The organism is Coleofasciculus sp. H7-1 (assembly GCF_057473865.1).
In genome coordinates, this window is sequence record NZ_JBYCCT010000061.1 from 27,992 (window position 1) to 45,604 (window position 17,613).

Sequence of the window (17,613 nt, forward strand, 5' to 3'; positions counted from 1 at the left end):
TGAATAAAAATCGTAGGTTGGGTAGAGTGTAAGCGAAACCCAACAAAGCCACTTTTAAACTAGGGTAACGGGTAAAGGAATGGAGATGAAAATTGAAAGTTTTGAGGATTTAAGCTGAAAGACTATCCAAAACTCCTGAAACATGAATAAAAATCGTAGGTTGGATAGAGTGTAAGCGAAACCCAACAAAGCCACTTTTAAACTAGGGTAACGGGTAAAGGGGAAGGGGCAAAGAAGCCTTTCCCCTTTTCCCTTTCCCCCTTCACCTTATTTTTGATACTAAAAATTAATGGTACAAAAACTTAAAAAGCAAATTTGGCAATGGCGCGGGCTACTGATTACAGTTCCTATTGTGGCTTGCACAGTCATTGCTACAAGTTCTTTAGGCTTACTGCAAATATTTGACTGGGCTATATTGGATCAATTTTTTCGCTGGCGACCTCCCGAACCAATCGATCCGCGTATTGTAATTATTACTATTGATGAATCAGATATCGGAAAAGTAGGACGATGGCCTATTTCTGATGCTGTGTTAGCTGAAGCGATCGCGAAACTAAAAATTCAGCAACCCAGAGCCATTGGCTTGGATATTTACCGAGATTTGCCAGTCCCCCCCAGTCATCAAGCACTGGTTAAAGTATTTGAATCTACGCCTAACCTAGTGGGTGTCGAAAAAGCGGTAGGAAATCCGGTTGCACCACCCCCAACGTTGAATCGTCTGAACCAAGTGGGACTCGCCGATTTGGTGTTAGATGCAGATGGCAAAGTACGTCGAGGGTTGCTGTCTGTCAGAACATCCGATGGTAAAACCCACCTGAGCTTAGGCGCAAAGCTGGCTTTAATGTATCTGGAAAAAGAAGGGATTGTCCTCAAGAGCGTTGGTGCCAATAAATTGCGATTAGGTAAAGCTGTATTTGCCCCATTTACGGGAAATGAAGGCGGTTACGTTCGTGCCAATTCTGGTGGCTACCAGATTTTGTTGAACTACCGGGGGATGTTAGAAAATTTCTCCACCGTATCGCTGACGGATGTTCTAGAGAACCGCATCCCGCCGAATATTTTACGCGATCGCATTGTCTTAATCGGCGCAATCGGCTCTAGCTTCAATGACCTTTCCTTCACCCCTTATAGTAGTAGTCTCTTTGCAACTCCCAAACGATTACCGGGCGTAGTCATTCATGCCAATTTAACCAGTCAAATTTTGAGTGCTGCTTTAGATGGTCGTCCTTTCATCCATGTTTGGTCTGAACCAAAAGAAGCCTTATGGATTTTGGTTTGGTGTTTGATTGGCGGTGGAGTGAGTTGGACGTTACTTAGCTTCAACCCCTTCAGAAATAATCTTGCTGCCAGATGGATCGTCTATGGGGTTAGCATTTGCCTAATCGGGGGAATTCTCACGGGTGGCAGTTACCTAGCTTTTTTAGCAAGCTGGTGGCTACCTGTCGTTTCCCCGCTAATCGCCATGACTGGCTCTGCCATTGCGCTTATCGCTTATCGCAGTCTGGAATACCAGCACATAGCCAACTTGGAGCGCAAACAAGCCTTATCCGCGCTGCGGGAAAGTGAAGCGAAGTTTCGCCATCTCGCGGAAAATGTACCGGGTGTCATTTATCGATACATACTTCATCCAGACGGCAGCCTTGAGTTTACCTACATGAGTTCTGGCGCTCGTGAAATCTATGGATATGAACCAGAAGCGATCGTCCAAAATCCTCAAATTGCTTGGGACGCGGTGCATCCCGATGACCTGCCTTTGCTAAATGAAACCATCCTGGTTTCTGCTAGAGACTTGCAGCCTTGGTACTGGGAAGGTCGCATTACCTCGCCTTCCGGTCACTTGAAATGGGTGCAAGCCACTTCCCGCCCAGAAAAGCAAGCCAACGGCGATATTATTTGGGATGGCTTGCTGGTTGACATCACCTCGCGCAAGCAAGCAGAACATCTGCTAGCCGACTACAACCGTACTTTAGAAAGCCAAGTACAAGAGCGCACTGCTAAACTAGCCCAAACCAATGCCCAGCTAGAGCAGGAGATTGCCGAACGCAAGCAGGTAGAAGCAGCCTTGCATCAGAATGACGAACGAATGCAGGCGCTTTTGAGCGCGATTCCCGATGCAATGTTCCGGCACCGAATAGACGGCACTTATTTAGACGTAAAAACAGGCGAAGAAGCCTTGCTGATGCCGCCTGAAGCTTTAATTGGCAGAAACTTACGGGATTTACCGATGTCCGAACAGGTTAAAAATGACCTGCTGGAGCGTTTTCGGGTAGCAGTTGAAACCGGAGAGCGACAAACCTACGAACACGACTTGGAAAAACCCGATGGCATTCACAACTACGAGGCACGCATTGTGAAAAGCGGTGCTGATGAAGTGGTTTGTATCGTGCGGGATGTCACAGAACGCAAGCTTGCAGAAGTTGCCTTACAAGAAAGCGAAGAACGCTATCGTTCAGTCGTGACAACGATGGCAGAGGGCATTGTTTTGCAAGATAGGAGCGGCGTTATCCGCACCTGTAACGCTAGTGCTAAACGAATTCTCGGCTTGTCCCGCAAGCAAATAATGGGGCGATCTTCTATCGATCCCATCTGGCAAGCCATTCGTGAAGATGGTTCGCCCTTTCCAGGGGAGGAGCATCCGGCAATGGTGACGCTACGAACTGGTGAACCTTGCTCTGATGTAGTGATGGGAGTTTACAAGCCAGATGGTAGCTTAACCTGGATTTCTATTAACGCCCAACCTCTATTTCGGGCTGGCGAATCTCTGCCGTATGCAGTGGTATCTTCATTCGCGAATATTACGGCTCGCAAACAGGCAGAACTCGCCTTAAAAGAAAGCGAAGCCCGTTTTCATGGGTTCATGGATAACAGCCCAGCGGCTTCTTGGATCACGGATGAAAATGGGCGAATTGTTTTCTTCAGCAAAACCTACTCCCAGATGTTCCAAATCCCAGAAGGCTATGTAGTTGGCAAAACTGTAACACAGCTTTATGCTGATGAATTCGCGCAACAGTATCTGCAAAACATTCGGAAAGTCATCCAAACGAATCAGTCAGTAGAGGCGATCGAACAAGCTCCCAGACAGGACGGCACAATCGGGGATTTTCTGGTGTACAAGTTTCCGCTGGCGAACCTCTCTGGAGAACGCCTTGTAGGAGGTGTGGCGATTGACATCACCGAGCGCAAACGTGCAGAGCAAGCGCTCAAAGAGAGCAACGAACGTTTTCTGCTAGCGGCATCGGCAATTAAAGGATATGTTTACGACTGGGATCTGAAGCAGGATATGGTTCTGCGGACGCAGGGACTCTATGAAACGAGCGGATACCGTCCCGAAGAAGCTGGACTAACGGGTAAGTGGTGGGTTGAGCGCGTCCATCCGGAGGATTTGCCGCAGGTTTCGCTAACGTTTTCCGAGGCGATCGCTAGTCAAAATGATTATATGTTTGAATATCGGTTCCGTCACCGAGAAGATCGCTACACTCATGTGTTGGATTATGGGGTGGTTGTGCGAGATGCAGACGGACAAGCACTTCGAGTCGTCGGTCATGCCATCGATATTAGCGATCGCAAACGCATAGAAGAAGCTTTACGGGAGAACGAAGCTCGCTTGCGGGGTCTTGCCGATAACCTTCCCGGCGCGGTTTTCACCTACATTTACTATGCCGAGGGCAGACATTTTCTAGACTACATCAGCGAAGGGTGTGGCGAACTTTTAGGTATTTCCGCTCAAGAGGCGATGGGGAATTTCTCAGTCCTCCTAGATCGATACTACTCAGAAGACCTCCCTGGTTACAACGCCGCTCTAAAACTCAGCCTCAACAATTTAACGCCTTTCTATTATGAGTGGCGCTATCTCCACCCAGATGGTAGCACTCGTTGGCTGGCAGCCAGCTCTCGTCCGGAATCCCAAGCTGCTGGCAGCATAATTTGGCGGGGGGTACTTTTGGATATTAGCGATCGCAAAATTGCTGAAGAAGCTCTCCGACAGCAACAAGAGTTCCTGCGAAAGGTAATTGATAATGACCCCAACAGTATTTTTGTGAAAGACTGGGAAGGACGGTTTGTGCTACTTAACAAAGCTGCTGCCAAGCTCTACAACACGACTGTAGAAGAACTGGTGGGTAAACGGGATGTAGACTTTCATCCATTCTTAGAGGATGTTGAGCATTTCCTCGAAGAAACCCGCTCTATCATTGAAACGGGTCAACCCTTATTTGTTCCCGAAGAAAAAGTGACAGGCGCAAGTAACCAGGATAAATGGTTTCAATGGCAAAAAATTCCTCTGCATCCACCTGCAAGCGTTCAAGTCTGCGTTTTGGGAATCGGAGTCGATATTACCACTCGTAAAATAGTAGAAGCTGAACTTGAACGAGCCAAAGAAGCCGCTGAGGCTGCTAACCGCGCCAAAAGCATCTTTCTCGCCAACATGAGTCACGAACTCCGAACCCCCCTCAACGCCATCTTAGGCTTTTCCCACCTCATGAGTCGTGCCCCTAATCTTTCAACAGAACAGCAAGAAAATCTCAGTATCATTCGTCGCAGTGGAGAACACCTGCTTACACTGATTAACCAAGTCCTCGATCTCTCCAAAATTGAAGCTGGACGCATGACGCTCAATGAAAATAACTTCGACCTCTACAGCTTGCTAAATGATGTCGAAGCGATGTTTTCTTTGAAAGCTAAAGAAAAGGGCTTAAACCTAAAATTTGACTGTGCTACCAATGTTCCCCAATACCTCCGCACTGATGAAGTCAAGTTGCGTCAAGTGCTAATTAACCTGCTGGGTAACGCCGTTAAATTTACCGCTTCCGGAACGGTATTAGTTAAAGTGAAACAGGGGATAACAAATTCCGAATCCCCTTCTATTTCTCCCCTTTCCTCAATTATCTTTGAAGTTTCAGATACGGGAGCCGGTATTGCTACCGACGAACTCGACAAGGTATTCAAACCTTTCGTGCAAACAGCAGCCGGTCAACAAGTGCAAGAAGGAACTGGCTTAGGATTGACAATTAGCCGTCAATTTGTCCATTTAATGGGAGGTGAAATGACCCTCATCAGTGGCGGCAAAGCTTTCACCCCCGGAACTCCTATTAGGGAATTTAATGACAACACAAGCACGTTATTTCCACAAGGTACAACATTCAAATTTGACATTCAAGCGAGTATTATAACTGCAAGCGAGATTGCAATCCCGCTCCAAAACCGCCGGATCATTGCACTCGCTCCCCAGCAACCTCGCTATCAAATGCTTATCGCAGATGATAGCGATTTTAATCGCCAATTGCTGCTCAAACTCCTCCAGCCCCTTGGCTTTGAATTACACGAAGCTTCTAATGGGAAAGAGGCATTAGACATCTGGGAACGTAGTTCACCTCATTTAGTTTGGATGGATATACGAATGCCGATAATGGACGGCTATGAAGCCACTAAACAGATTAGAAAGCTGGAGCATCAGAAACCTTCATTTCAGAAGAGATTACCAAATTCTCGTACCGCGATTATTGCTCTGACCGCCAGCTCCTTAAATGAAGATAAAGCAGCTGTTATTGAAGCTGGCTGTGATGACTTTATCCGCAAGCCTTTCCGAGAAGAAGATATTTTTAATGCTGTCCAGAGACATTTAGGTGTCTCCTTTACTTATGAGGAAATTACTGCTGCATCTGAAAAAAAATTACCGGAACCGCTATCCTTAAATACCGCCGATCTTGCTGATTTACCTAAGGATTGGTTAGAAAATTTAGCTCAGGCTCTTGTTGAGGGTGATTTAGAAATAATCACTACACTAATTGAGCAAGTGCATCCACAAAATGAAATATTGTCAAAAGCTCTAATGGCATTGGCTAATCAATACGAGTTTGAGCAATTATTGACCTTAATTCAATCTGTAAATGGCTGATAATCCCAATGGAAGCGCCTATATCTAAAACTAATATATTGGTAGTTGATGATAATCCTGCAAATTTAAAACTGCTCTTTCAAATGTTATCTCAACATGGGTATAAAGTGCGGGTTGCGCTCAGCGGTAAACTCGCAATCAGCTCTTGCAATTCAAATCCTCCTGACTTGATGTTGCTCGATGTTAATATGCCAGAAATGAATGGATATGAAGTTTGCAAATATCTAAAAGCTTCAGAGAATACTCGCGAGATCCCGGTTATTTTTATTAGTGCTTTAGATGAAACGATTAACAAAATAAACGCTTTTACAGTTGGTGGAGTTGACTATATCACAAAACCTTTTGAATCTTTAGAAGTTTTAGCACGAATTGAGAATCAGCTACGCATTCGCGAACTAAAACTGCAACTAACAGAGCAAAATAAATTACTGCAAAAACACCTAGAATCACGGCGACAAGCAGAAGTTGAACTCCGTCTTTTATTAGCAACAACTCAAGCAATTAGTCGCAAAAATGACGTTCATTCTGTGTTAAAAGCTGTATTGCACTTAGTTGGCATGACAATTCAATGGGATTATGGCGAAGCTTGGTTGCCCACTGAAGATAATAATATCTTAGAATGCAGTCAAAATTGGTCTTCTAGCCACGCTAGTTTTTTAGATTTTAAAAATAAAAGTATAACAGTTACCTTGGCTCCTAATCTTGGGTTGCCCGGTAAAATATTTGTTTCTAAAAAGCCAGAATGGGAACAAGATATTCTACAAGTAAAAGATTCCTTAATTCTACACGAGCAAATAGTAACTGCTGGTTTAGTCTCTGCTTTTGGAGTTCCAATTATATTAAACGAACGAGTATTAGCGATTCTAGTTTTTTATAAAAAGACTTCAGTTCCTATGAATTTACATACAATTAATTTAGTAACCGCAGTGGCTACCCAATTAGGTCCTTTGATTCATCACAAGCAAACTGAAGAAATCCTCAGAATTACTCAAGAACGTTACCACAGTATTGTTGAAAATGCAGTAGAAGGAATTTATCAAACTACACCTTCTGGGCGTTATTTGAGCGCCAATTTAGCACTAACGAAGATTTATGGTTATGAATCTCCAGAAGAATTGATAACCAGTATTCAAAATATTGAACGCCAACTTTATGTTAACTCGAATCGACGGCGCGAATTTATAGAGGAAATGGAATCTAATCATGCTGTAATTGGATTTGAGTCTCAAGTTTTCCGCAAGGATGGGACAATTATTTGTATTTCTGAAAACGCGCGTGCAGTCCGCGATTCTAAGGGAAAAATTCTCTACTACGAAGGAACTGTTTCTGATATTACAGCGCAAAAACTCGCTCAAAAACAAACCGAAGAACTCTTATTAAATATATTGCCTAAACCAATTGCTGAGCGCTTACAAAAAAATCAGCAAGTTATTGCCGATAGTTTTTCTGATGTTAGTGTTTTATTTGCTGATTTAGTAGGATTTACTAATTTTGCATCCAGAAAGACTCCAACTGAACTTGTAGAAATTCTCAATCAAATTTTTAGTGAATTTGACCAGTTGTCTAAACAACATGGTCTAGAAAAAATAAAAACAATTGGGGATGCCTATATGGTAGTAGGAGGACTACCAATACCGAGATCGGATCATGCCTCATCAATTGCCCAAATGGGACTGGATATGCAAAATTTTATAGCTAGATTCAATACGGAAATTAATGAAAGCTTCCGTCTCCGTATAGGGATTAATATTGGGCCTGTAGTCGCTGGAGTAATTGGTTTAACCAAATTTAGCTATGACTTATGGGGAGATACAGTGAATGTGGCTTCCCGGATGGAGTCAAGTGGGATTCCTGGTCAGACTCAGGTAACGGCTGCCGTTTACGAACGTTTAAAGGAACGGTTTCTTTTCCAAGAACGAGGGACTATTTTAATAAAAGGTAAGGGGGAGATGATGACTTATCTTCTTCTCGGTCAAAAATAACTATAAAACCACTTTATGCATCGGCGTCAAGATTTGACATTAAAAGAAAAAATACTGGTAGTTGACGATACACCAGCAAATGTTAGTTTGTTAACTCAAATTTTGTCAACTCATGGATATAAAGTGCGTGTTGCACTGAGTGGTAAGCTAGCGCTGCAATCGGTTCAGGCAAGCCCTGCCGATTTGATTTTGCTTGATATCAAAATGCCGGACATGGATGGGTATGAAGTTTGCCGACAATTGAAAGCCTCAGACCAAACCTGTAGCATCCCGGTTATTTTCATCAGTGCTTTGGATGCAGCCTTTGATAAGGTGAATGCTTTTACAGTAGGGGGAGTAGATTTCATCACAAAACCGATTGAGCCACTTGAGGTTTTGGTGCGAATTGAACATCAATTGCGGCTGCGTCGGTTTCAGTTGCAGCTGCAAACTCAGAATACACAGTTACAACTCTTACTGACTACGACTCAAGCAATTAGTTCTGCTGCTGATGTAGAAGAAGCATTAGAAGTGATTTTGAGCAATATTTGTCAAAACCTCGGTTGGGAGCTGGGTGAAGCGTGGATGCCTTCCTCGGAGGGGACTTTACTTGAATATCGTCGATGTTGGTACGGGGACGTCCGTTTTGATAAATTTCGACGCCAGAGTGAGGCGTTTCGCTTTGCTCTGGGGGAGGGATTGGCGGGACGAGTTTGGGTGTCCCAACAAGTGGAATGGATTGCAGACATGACGCAGGAGAACTCGACCGTTGTTGTTCGCGCTCAAATTGCCGCACAAATGGGACTTAAAGGGATCTTAGGAATTCCGATTACATTCGACCATCAAGTGCTGGCAGTTTTGATATTTTTCCATAAACAGGAAATGAAACCGGATGAGCGATCGCTCCAACTCGTTAATGCAGTCGCTACCCAATTAGGGTCGATGATTCAGCGCAAAAAAACAGAGGAAGTGCTGCGACAACAGGCAGCACAGGAACGGCTAATTGCCGAAGTTACTCAACAAATTCGCCAATCGCTGAATTTAGACGAGATTCTGGATGTAACAGTCAACAACATTCGACACTGTTTGCTTTCGGATCGGGTGGCTATCTACCAGTTCGGAGCTAACGGTAACGGCACCTTCGTGGCAGAATCAGTCGGTAAAAACTACCCTCAAATGTTAGGACAAACTGCGAATCCATTTTGGATGCAAGAATGTTTTAGCGCTTTTTCTCAGGGATTACCGATAGTTTTGTACGACATTGAAAAGTTTAATTTTACAGCCGATGCGATTGAGTTTTTACAACGCTATCAGGTCAAAGCTGCTGTAGCAATGCCGGTTTTGAAAGAAGATCGTCTGTGGGGGTTACTGATTGCTCACCAGTGTGCTGCTCCTCGTGAGTGGCAGGCATTTGAAGTGAATTTATTGCATCAGTTGGCAAATCAGGTGGCGATCGCGATTCATCAATCCCAACTCTACCAATATGTGCAGTCTGCCAATCGGGAACTCCGGCAACTCGCTAACCTAGACGGCTTAACTCAGATTGCGAATCGTCGCCGATTTGATGAGTGTCTGAATACTAATTGGAAGCGCCTAAAACGCGAACAAGCGCCGCTGTCTTTGATTTTGTTAGATGTAGATTTTTTCAAACGCTACAACGATGCTTACGGTCATCTGGCAGGGGATGATTGTTTGCGCCAGGTGGCTAGTGCGATTAAAAGTGTTGTCCGGCGTCCAGCAGATTTAGTCGCGCGATATGGTGGGGAGGAATTTGCCGTAATTCTGCCCAATACTGATATCCAAGGAGCTGTTTTCGTAGCGGAGGCGATTCGACAGGCAATCAGTAACTTGGCGATTCCCCACAGCCAGTCTAATGTGTGCGGCTATGTAACTGTCAGTTTAGGCGTAGCTGGTAGTGTACCCAATTTAAAATTGTCGCCGCAACATCTGATTAATGCGGCTGATGCAGCACTTTATGCAGCCAAAAGAGAGGGGCGCGATCGCGTAGCGCATGTATAAGTACTCGGTTTTTCCTCTCTTTGTATGGACTCGCCGCACATCACCACATCTGAGGGCAACCACAGGGGGATTGCCCCTACAAAACGCTATATGTATAAGCTTTGCGTAAGTCCTGTTTGTATGGAACTACTGACTCAAAATATTTAGAGAAGATGTCAGTTCTGGTGAAATTGTTAGCGCTTCGGAACCGATAATAAGTCAGCGAAAACAACTGTTCTAAGAGACTTTTTCTAGCTCGGCGAGCAATTCTTCCTCAAGGGGTGCGATCGCTAACAGGGGATGTTTTAAGTCTCCCCATTTCTTGCCAGCTCTCATCCCGTATAGGGTGAGAATTTCCGGGATTTGTCTTGACACCAACACCCGCGCCGGAGACAACTGTCCTAAGAGTCGAGCTTGGCGATAGTGGTGCGATCGCATCAAAGCATCATCTAATCGTTGCGCGATCGCATCAGGTGACTCCTTGGCTGTATCGAGCAAAAGGATATAACGATCCACTGGCTTTCTGGAAGGCACCAAACTTTTGAAAAACGTTCCTTCTAGCGCCAAATCCTCAATGACAGAGCGCACGAACTCAGAATGCAGCTTCTCACCCACCAGATCGCTTGTCGCCTGATTTCTTCCCAAAAATTCCAGACATGGCGTTCCTTTATAAAAGTGGCTGACGCGCACGCGATCGCCAATTCGGTAGCGGTACAATCCCCCTTTCTGAGAAATAATTATCTCGTAGTCAATCCCCGCCACAATCTCGTGGAGTCGGTGAATTTTCCCGTCTCCATCCTCCAACTCAAAGAACACCTCATCGAGCATCGGGACGCATCCCTGTGCCTCGATCAGGGGAATTGTCATCGGTGCTTCGGTAGCGAGAAGTCCTTTTCCCTGCACCATGACACCGGGAAAGAGCGATCGCAAAAACCCTGCACCATCCGCCGCATTAGCACTATCCCAGCAAGAAATTAGCTTCAATTCTTGCCAAAGCAGCGTCCACGGAATCTCTGGCTCTAAGAGAAGTTTAGAACGTTTAGCTGACATTTTGTTTTTGAGTTCTTTCCACAATCGCACCCGATGCGTCTGGATGTAGTCGAGTTGTACGCGGAGGAAACTCGGACTCCAAATTGAGATAACTTCCAGATTTTCTTCGAGTAAAAGCGCTTGGGAAAGTTTATCTTTGAATTCCTCTGCATTGCGAAGGCGATTCAATCCCGGAGGAGAAACCAGAAAGGGACGAAGAAATAACATTAACCATTCGTCCAGATACTCCGAATCATCCTCCAATCCGGCTGGAATGCTATTTGTACTTGCAGCATCAAGCCGGGGAGAGATGCAGAAGTATATCTTACCAGTAGAAAACCCTGGGCCATGCTGAATCAGGTCATGCGCCCAAACACAGAACATCTGGTTAAAGGTAGCTCGAAGAGATTTCGTGTAAGGAATCAACTTTGCTACTCCGCTACTTCCGGAAGTCTTCTCGTAAAAGAGAATAGATTCTGGCGTCAGGATTGGCTGCTGGGTTGTCTTCTGCCTGTCGATCCACTCTTTAAGGTTGTCGTAGTTGACAATCGGAATGCGATGCCAATCTGCAACCGAGTGTATGCCCAAAAATTTGCCATACTCGCTTTTAGCAAGGTGGCATACAATTTCCTCCTGAACAGATTGCTGCGTTCTTTGGGGATTTTCTAGTGCTTGAAAGAAGCGATTGGCGTAAGGAGAAAGAAGTTGTCCGAAAAGCTTGACAAAAGGGCGCATTATATCAAATCTGTTTGGATGATCATTTGGAACCTCACCCCCAACCCCTCTCCGAAAAGCGGAGAGGGGAGCCGGAAGTAAACAGAGGAGCCGGAGGCGGGGTGTTAGTTTTCTTCGGTTGGATATTACTTGAATTTTTTGTTGGGATAAATGTGTGTAGCAACAGGAACGTAGGTTCCTTCCTCAACTACAACTCCGGGGCCAATGTGGTTCCAGGCTCCTAGGAAGACGTTGCTGCCAATTTTCACCTTCTTGACATACAGCATCAAGTCGTGTTTTCTGGGTTTGATAATGTGGGAGTAGATGCCAATCCCGTGACCGAAAACTGCGCGATCGCCTATCTCGATTAATCCGCGATCGGCAATTTCTAACTGCGGTGTCCAGTAGACGCCTTTACCAACCTTGGCTCCCCACAGTCTCAGCCATAAGGAAAAAGCACCGGGAATCAGGCGTAACAACGTTTCTAGCGCTGGAAACGCAATGTAAATAACTTGGATTTGGTAACTTCCCCACCAGGGTGAATACTCTTTGCTGCCTAGATAGCTGATACCTTCCTCGACTGGGTAAAAACGCTCGTGGATGCGATACACCAAGAGGGGAAACCCGTACAGAGAAAGGAAAAAAGCCGAGATGCTAAAGATTCCTGGTGAAACGCATATCCAGAGGAAGGACGCGATCGCTATCAGGATAACTAAGGCGGGAAAACAAGAGAGGATTATGCTGAAGAAAGTCATAGTCAAATTAAAAATGCAAAATTAAAAAATTGGGTTCTTCATTTTTAATTTTTAATTCTTCCAAGGCCATACTAGCTTTTGAGTTAAGGTGAGGTTGATTTTGACACCCAAAGAATCAGGGAAGCGATCGCTTTTGTAATACGTTCCGTGCATCCGATCCCAAAGCTTAAAATTCGCTCCGTAGTTACCGCAAACTGAGCTGCTCGCATGGTGCCAAGCATGATCTTGGGGTACTATCAGCAAAGTCGATAGCCAGCGATACAGCCAGGAGTTTGGTATCGGAGTTATGGTGCTGTGACGCCACAAGTCTAGAGCTGAGCTAAGACTAACACCGGCGATGTACCAAGTGGGATCTTGCAGCAGATAAATAAATAGAGCGTGAACCCACAAGTAAATAATCAAAAAACTCGTCCACAGAGTATTTCTGGAAGTAGACAAGACATTCATTTCCGTGCTGGTATGATGAACTACGTGGAGACGCCAGAGCCACCGACTATGTAGCAGGCGATGGTTCCAGTAGTAGATGTAATCCACAAACACGAAGCTCAGAAAGAATGCCACAACTGGAGGCACAAGCAAGGCGCGATCGCTTGGTAAAAGATAGTGGCAAAGTTGGTAGACCACTGTGAGCTGAAGAATCGGGATGAGAACACCCTGAAAAAATAGACCAACAGCATCTAAAATCCAGTCCTCGTAGGTTCTCGTTTGCAAAGCAGCAAAACTGCGGTCATTTGCCACAGTCAGTGTCATTAAGATCGCAAAAGTGAAGAATACTCCCATCGCTAATAGCTCAATTTAGGGAATGTTGCCTGATATTGAATTCGTTTGAATCGTCATCATTTAGAACCTCACCCCCAACCCCTCTCCGTTAACGGAGAGGGGGGAAGGAAGGCGGGGAGAGGTTCTTCTGTAATTGGGTGTCATCAACCGAATTTGATATGATTTCCGAAGAAAGTCACTTACTTTCTAATAGTTCCCAATCCAAAATCCAAAATCCTTAGTGCGATCGGTTATTCGCCACCTAGATTTTGACTTCTCCCCCTTCCCTCGCAGGGAAGGGGGTTAGGGGGTTAGGTCATTTAAAACCAAAATCCAAAATCGAATTAAACCCAGAAGGTTACTTGAACAGACTGATCGCAGAGAGTTCTAGGATCTTCTCCTGCTTCAATCTTGCTCCGAATAGATTCAACCAGGACGTGGATTGTGTCAGCTGGTGTATTGGCAAACTGGGTACCGTACTTTTCAATTACCTCCTGTTGGATACCAAGCGCCTCCACATCCTGGTGGATAATATATTGGGCAGTCCAGCGAACAAACGGACGCGCCATCTTGTTCCAAATGCCGTAGTTAAAAGTTACGTCGGTATAAACGAGAGTAGAGTCCTCCGCTTCCGGAATCGATTGGCTAGTAATAAAAAGCCTTCTTTTGGTTGCCATATCGTATTCCACGCTGGTAACGTTGGGCATATGAAAGCTATCCGTGTGCCGGATCTCGTAACCTTTCCGATTCAGAAAGCAGGTGTACCAGCCGAGGTTTGTCGTTTCGTTGCGGTATTCTGCGAAAACTGAGCCATTTCGCCTCTCAACCGTCATTTCCAGCTTTTGCTTGCGAGAAGTGCGGAATACCCCAGGATGAACCGAGGCGGTGTGAGGAATGTCAATAAAGTTTTCCGCACAGTTGGTAACGTTGTTCCGGAAACGGTTGATGACTCGCACCGTCTCCCATCCAGGCTTTCCGTAGTAAGGCATTTTAAAAGGCTCAAACTCCTCACTCGGCTTTTCCGCCAGCCTCACATACACGTAGCCATCCTGCTCTCTAGTGTCATAATGCTTAGTGCGACGAGCATGAGTCGCCTTAAAGTCTTCTCCCTCGGCGGGGACAGCCACCACCTTCCCAGTTTTGTCGTAAACCCAACCGTGGTAAGGACACTGGAGTGTTCCCCGACAGACTTTTCCTTTAGAGAGACGGCTGTTTCTGTGCATACAGCGATCGCGCAACGCCACCGGCTTTCCGTCGTCTCCTCGAAAAACTGCCAGCCATTCCCCCAAAACCGTGCGTTCTAGCACAGTATTCGGCTTCAGATGTTCGCTGAGTGCCACAACATACCAGAAATCTTCAAATTTCACTAATCCTCCGCAATAAATTAAAAATTAAGAATAAGAAATAGAAGATTTTTTGGCTTCATTCTTCATTATCAAAAGCAGCAATTTCAATGTCGCTGCTGAGATCCAACTGACAAGCTAACCTCACTTGATTATTTCCTGACGCTAGAGTTTCCAATACCTCTTTTTCATCTTCACTGGGAGGAGGAATATTACCTTTTACAACTACAAGACACGTCCCACAAATTCCGGTACGGCATCCAAAGAGTACCGGAGAATTTTGTACCGTCAGATGCTCCGAAAGATTAGAGTGCTTCTCCAGGGTTAGGGTAGAATAATCAGTCCCTGGAAACGAGACGACACAGCATTGCTCATTCATATTTAATTAAAAACTTGTAATTAAAAATCCAGCAACAAAAAACTTTTGTTAAAGATTTCAAAACTCATTCAATTTGTAGGTTGGGTTGAACAAAGTGAAACCCAACGCTTGCCGATTGCTGACAATGTTGGGTTTCGTGCCTCAACCCAACCTACACCTCTTCTTCCTCTTTCTTCGCGTACTTTGCGTCCTTGGCGGTTCGTAAAAAAATCTTATTCAATTTGTAGGTTGGGTTGAACAAAGTGAAACCCAACGCTTGCCGATTGCTGACAATGTTGGGTTTCGTGCCTCAACCCAACCTACACATAGAGCATTTTTTTCATTACTAAAATAGAACTTTTATATCTATTTTGTATTATTAAACTCCTTAGACCATACAGAAAGTTCAAGTTGATTCACATAATGCATATACTTAACTAATGGCGTATCAATACTCAGAATTGCAATGGGATTATAGCGAATATTGTCATAAATTTGTCCATCTTCCCCTTTCAAAGCATAATATCCCAGTCGAGTGAATAAAAGTAATAGTTGCGTCACCAACCACCCAAACATTCCTTTTCTTTTCTCTGCTACATAAATCGGTTGGATGCGGGTTCTTCCAAGTGCAACCGGAGTATAGGCATAAATCATGTGCAGTGAAGGAAGAAGCCGAACATTCTTCATCATAGTCAAAAGTCCCATGCAGCCATCGGCATACCTCATAGAATACTCATAAGTATCGCCGAGAATTTTTCGTCCAAGCCGTTCTCTACGAGTAGTTTTAGGAAACTCGCCTTGAAGAGTAAAATCTATCACATTGCCAGATTGATTCTGACGCAATGATAGATTCATATTGATGTCTACTTTGTGAACAGTTTGCAAATGTTGAGCATCAATGCCATTCATCATACAAATGTGATGATGACAACTCCGCTCAAATGCTTTGTCGTGTATTGTTACAATTGATTTGCCTTTAAGTTCATCAAATTCTGCCACACCTTCCGGTGCTTTTGAATCTGGATACACCCAAATAAAATCGTATTTTTCATCAGTAGCGTAAGATTGAAGGCGAGCTTTTTCGGGTATTGCTGATTGGCAAGGAATATCTTGACAATTCCCTTCTCCATCAAATGCCCAATGATGGAAAAAACAGCGCATAAGATTTCCATCCACTCGCCCAATTCCTAAATCGGTTCCTAGGTGAGGACAATAAGCATCTAAAGCGCGAACTTTTCCATCTTGTCCGCGAAAGATAACAATTTTTTGTCCGCAGATTTCCAAAGATTTTGCCTTACCTTGAGGAACTTCTCGGCTAGGACAAGCAATATACCAGCCTTTGGCAACAACATCCCAATTATTAAATATTTTCATTTTTAATAGGGGTTGCGTGTTTTGATTTTGGAACTGGTTCATATCAAAAATTAGAAAGTATGCACTGTTATTTGTCAAGTCAGTAATAGGGAATAGCTAATGGTTTTTTCTAGCCCCAATTACCTATTGCCTTATTTTGAGTAGCAAGGTATTGAGGAATAGAATTAGCAGCCATGATGGACATTTGCCGGTTACTTACCCAAGCGTAGTCAACTTTTTCGAGGTAAACTTTGTATGACTCCATCGCTTCTGTACGGGTTTTGTAGCTATGGTGCAGTCCTTCGGATTCCTCGGTGAAGCACAGTCGCATCATTTCTTTGGCATCGCGATCGCTCATTTCAAAAATAGGCGATCGCAATACCTCGTAAATTGCCGAATAGAGGGCGGGGTCGTACCAAAAAATCCCGTTAATCGCGACTGAAAAGTGATAGTGATCTCGCTGACAGCCGCTTATCCCCAAGTTTGCCACTAGCTTCTCGAAAGCGGTTGGCGGTTTCAGGCACTTCACCACATCATGGGAGAGAATCGTAGAGCTGTTAAAGTGAAAGCTCTCATCCATGAAGTGATAAAAGGAAATTTTTGAGGGAATCGGGGCGTTTTCTGGGTTGGGATGCTTTTGGTAGTAGTTGCTAAGCTTATGCTGCACTAATTTACCGTTTAGCGTCCGGATACCCCGAACAGTGAAGTATTGGCAGGCGAGAAAAGTATTCCCTGCTGACAGCATTCCAAAGCTTTGCAGTTGGAGCTTTTTCCACCACGTCTTGAGGGCGTTGGTGTCAGCAAAAATCATTGTTTCTGCAAACGGCCCGCGCATGGGATAGCTGAAGACGCGCTTGCCAAAAAGCTGTGCTTCCACCTCGCTAGAGACTTTTCTGAAGGCGCTGATATGTGCCCTTTCCTGAGCAGATTCTAAGTCGAGCGTATCGCAAACTAGGCGGAAGTCCTCCTGGGCGTAAAGTCCAGCGGCGCTAGTCTGATTAAAGTAAATCGTGGCAATTTCTGCGGAAACGATCTGCGAATAGTAAGCCACCCAGTATAGTTGGTTTAAGATTATCCTTTGACTTGGGCTAGCTTGTTCCCACAGCGGAGTTCCGTAGAGTAACGAAAATTCTTCCGGGTTCCAATACTCATCTTTGCAGTCTTCATATCGGAAAGATGCGGCGGCTTCATCGAGCAGTTGGGTATGATCTTGCTGTTTATTGCGCGTGTGGTTGATCTGAAGCTTGCGGTAGACTTTCTGGTTTTCTAGAAGCGTATTGCCTTTGGGTTCGTTAATCTGAAGTTGCTGATAAACCTTCGGGTTTTCTAGAAGCGTGTTGTCATTAATTGTTTCATTCATCATCAAATTACCTTAAAGACCTAACCCCCCAGCCCCCTTCCCTACGAGGGAAGGGGGAGCCGGATGTTGCTTTGTGCTGTTTGTCCACTT

The 17,613-nt window shown here is 44.8% G+C and carries 10 protein-coding genes; 3 read left to right on the forward strand and 7 right to left on the reverse strand.

All coding sequences use genetic code 11. The features are described 5' to 3' along the window. Positions 1–289 precede the first annotated feature (289 nt). The 3 genes from AC2VDX_RS15215 to AC2VDX_RS15225 are packed head-to-tail and all read left to right on the forward strand — an operon-like array spanning position 290 to position 9,873. A complete protein-coding gene (locus tag AC2VDX_RS15215) occupies positions 290–5,893 on the forward strand; it encodes a PAS domain S-box protein (protein WP_378183138.1) in 5,604 nt (1,867 codons plus the stop codon). An 8-nt stretch (positions 5,894–5,901) separates the two neighbouring features. After that, positions 5,902–7,875 (forward strand): adenylate/guanylate cyclase domain-containing protein, encoded by a 1,974-nt coding sequence (locus AC2VDX_RS15220; RefSeq protein WP_378183141.1) that lies wholly within the window; start codon positions 5,902–5,904, stop codon positions 7,873–7,875. Between the two features lie 15 nt (positions 7,876–7,890). Next, a complete protein-coding gene (locus AC2VDX_RS15225) occupies positions 7,891–9,873 on the forward strand; it encodes a diguanylate cyclase domain-containing protein (protein WP_378183144.1) in 1,983 nt (660 codons plus the stop codon). A gap of 216 nt (positions 9,874–10,089) precedes the next feature. On the opposite strand, the gene AC2VDX_RS15230 is transcribed toward AC2VDX_RS15225, so the two are convergent. The 7 genes from AC2VDX_RS15230 to AC2VDX_RS15260 form a co-directional block, all read right to left on the reverse strand. Then, the gene (locus tag AC2VDX_RS15230; RefSeq protein ID WP_378183147.1) at positions 10,090–11,616 is read right to left on the reverse strand and encodes a GH3 family acyl-acid amido synthetase; all 1,527 of its coding nucleotides are present in this window, start codon (positions 11,614–11,616) and stop codon (positions 10,090–10,092) included. 125 nt (positions 11,617–11,741) lie between these two features. After that, positions 11,742–12,350, reverse strand: coding sequence for an acyl transferase (locus tag AC2VDX_RS15235; protein WP_378183150.1), 609 nt, complete (start codon positions 12,348–12,350; stop codon positions 11,742–11,744). 51 nt (positions 12,351–12,401) lie between these two features. Next, complete coding sequence (locus tag AC2VDX_RS15240) at positions 12,402–13,130, reverse strand: sterol desaturase family protein (protein ID WP_378183153.1); 729 nt, start codon at positions 13,128–13,130, stop codon at positions 12,402–12,404. A gap of 323 nt (positions 13,131–13,453) precedes the next feature. Then, positions 13,454–14,476 (reverse strand): aromatic ring-hydroxylating dioxygenase subunit alpha, encoded by a 1,023-nt coding sequence (locus AC2VDX_RS15245; RefSeq protein WP_378183156.1) that lies wholly within the window; start codon positions 14,474–14,476, stop codon positions 13,454–13,456. Positions 14,477–14,531: 55 nt separating this feature from the next. Continuing rightward, positions 14,532–14,831: a 2Fe-2S iron-sulfur cluster-binding protein gene (locus tag AC2VDX_RS15250; RefSeq protein ID WP_378183159.1), complete on the reverse strand. Its 300-nt coding sequence runs from the start codon at positions 14,829–14,831 to the stop codon at positions 14,532–14,534. A 345-nt stretch (positions 14,832–15,176) separates the two neighbouring features. Then, entirely contained in the window at positions 15,177–16,226 is a 1,050-nt protein-coding gene (locus AC2VDX_RS15255; RefSeq protein WP_378183162.1) for a Rieske 2Fe-2S domain-containing protein, read from the reverse strand. Between the two features lie 67 nt (positions 16,227–16,293). Beyond that, positions 16,294–17,526, reverse strand: coding sequence for a P-aminobenzoate N-oxygenase AurF (locus AC2VDX_RS15260; RefSeq protein ID WP_378183165.1), 1,233 nt, complete (start codon positions 17,524–17,526; stop codon positions 16,294–16,296). Positions 17,527–17,613: the final 87 nt, after the last annotated feature.